This is a genomic window from Pantoea sp. R102 (assembly GCF_004916815.1).
Lineage (GTDB): Bacteria > Pseudomonadota > Gammaproteobacteria > Enterobacterales > Enterobacteriaceae > Pantoea > Pantoea dispersa.
This window is the reverse complement of record NZ_SDFT01000265.1, coordinates 1-1,482: the sequence shown is the minus strand read 5'-3', so window position 1 is coordinate 1,482 and position 1,482 is coordinate 1. Positions and strand designations below refer to the sequence as shown.

At 59.4% G+C, this 1,482-nt stretch carries 2 protein-coding genes; both read left to right on the top strand.

All coding sequences use genetic code 11. The annotated features are described in order from the left end of the window. Positions 1-1,012 (top strand): putative 4-mercaptohistidine N1-methyltransferase (locus tag ERD80_RS21325; RefSeq protein WP_136548455.1); only part of this gene is annotated, 1,012 nt, incomplete at its 5' end. 105 nt (positions 1,013-1,117) lie between these two features. Further along, on the top strand, positions 1,118-1,482 hold a 365-nt coding region (locus tag ERD80_RS21320; RefSeq protein ID WP_136548453.1), incomplete at its 3' end, for a winged helix-turn-helix transcriptional regulator.

The window sequence follows — 1,482 nt, the reverse complement described above, 5'->3', positions numbered from 1 at the left end:
CCACTTTGCCCAGGGTGACTTCTTCGACATTGTCGGCAACGTCTGGCAGTGGACCACCACGCCGACCAACGGCTTTGAAGGCTTCAGGGTACATCCGCTGTATGACGATTTCTCCACGCCCACCTTTGACGGCAAACATGCGCTGATCAAAGGCGGCAGCTGGATCTCCACCGGCAACGAAGCGCTGAAATCCTCACGCTACGCCTTCCGTCGTCACTTCTTCCAGCATGCCGGCTTCCGCTACGTGGTTTCCTCGCATCAGGAGAGCATGGCGCTGAATCCGTATGAAACCGACAGCATGGTGTCGCAGTACCTCGACTTCCAGTACGGCCCCGGCTATTACGGTGTGCCGAACTACGCGGCGGCGCTGGTCGACATCGTGTTGCCGCACTGCGCACAGCGCGGCCACGCGCTGGATATCGGCTGCGCCACCGGCCGTGCCAGCTTTGAACTGGCGCGCCATTTTGCTGCGGTCACCGGCATGGATTACTCGGCGCGCTTTATCGACGTGGCGCTGCAGCTGACCTCGGGCGAGGATTTCCGTTACGTGGTGCCGGAAGAGGGAGAGCTGGTGGAGTATCGCCAGGTGCGGTTAAAAGAGTTTGGTTTCGATGAGACCCTGGCGCAGCGCATTCAGTTTGTGCAGGGCGATGCCTGTAACCTGAAACCGCAGCCCGATGGCTACGATCTGGTACTGGCCTCTAACCTGATCGATCGCCTGCGCCAGCCGAAGCGCTTCCTGCAGGACATCACGCCGATGATCCGCTCCGGCGGTTTGCTGGCCATCTCCTCACCTTACACCTGGCTGGAAGAGTTCACGCCGAAGGAGAACTGGCTGGGCGGTTTCCGTGAAAACGGTGAAGCGCTCACCACCTGGCAGGCGCTGCAACGGCTGCTGCGCGATGCCTTTGAGGAAGTTGCGCCGCCGCAGGACGTGCCGTTTGTGATTCGCGAAACCGCGCGTAAATTCCAGCACACACAGGCCCAGCTGACGCTGTGGCGTAAGCGCTAAAAAGCGTGCAGACAGCGGCAGCTCCGCTGTCTGCGCCTTGCCTGTCCCGCTAATTTGCTGCACATTCTCCCTGTTCAGAGAAGACGAACCTAATGAGGATGGATGATGGCGGAACACCTGCAACTGGATAATCTCGACCGCGGCATTTTAAATGCGCTGCTGCAAAACGCGCGCACCGCGTACGCCGAACTCGCCAAGCAGTTCAACGTCAGCCCCGGCACGATTCACGTGCGCGTCGAGAAAATGCGTCAGGCGGGGATTATTCTGGGTACGCGCGTGGAGATCGATCCACGGCAGCTCGGATTTGATGTCTGCTGTTTTATCGGCATCATTTTGAAAAGCGCGCGCGACTATCCGGCAGCGCTCAGCAAGCTGGAAGCGCTGGACGAAGTGGTGGAAGCCTGGTACACCACCGGCCACTACAGCATCTTTATTAAAGTGATGTGCCGCTCCATTGACGCGCTGCAGCA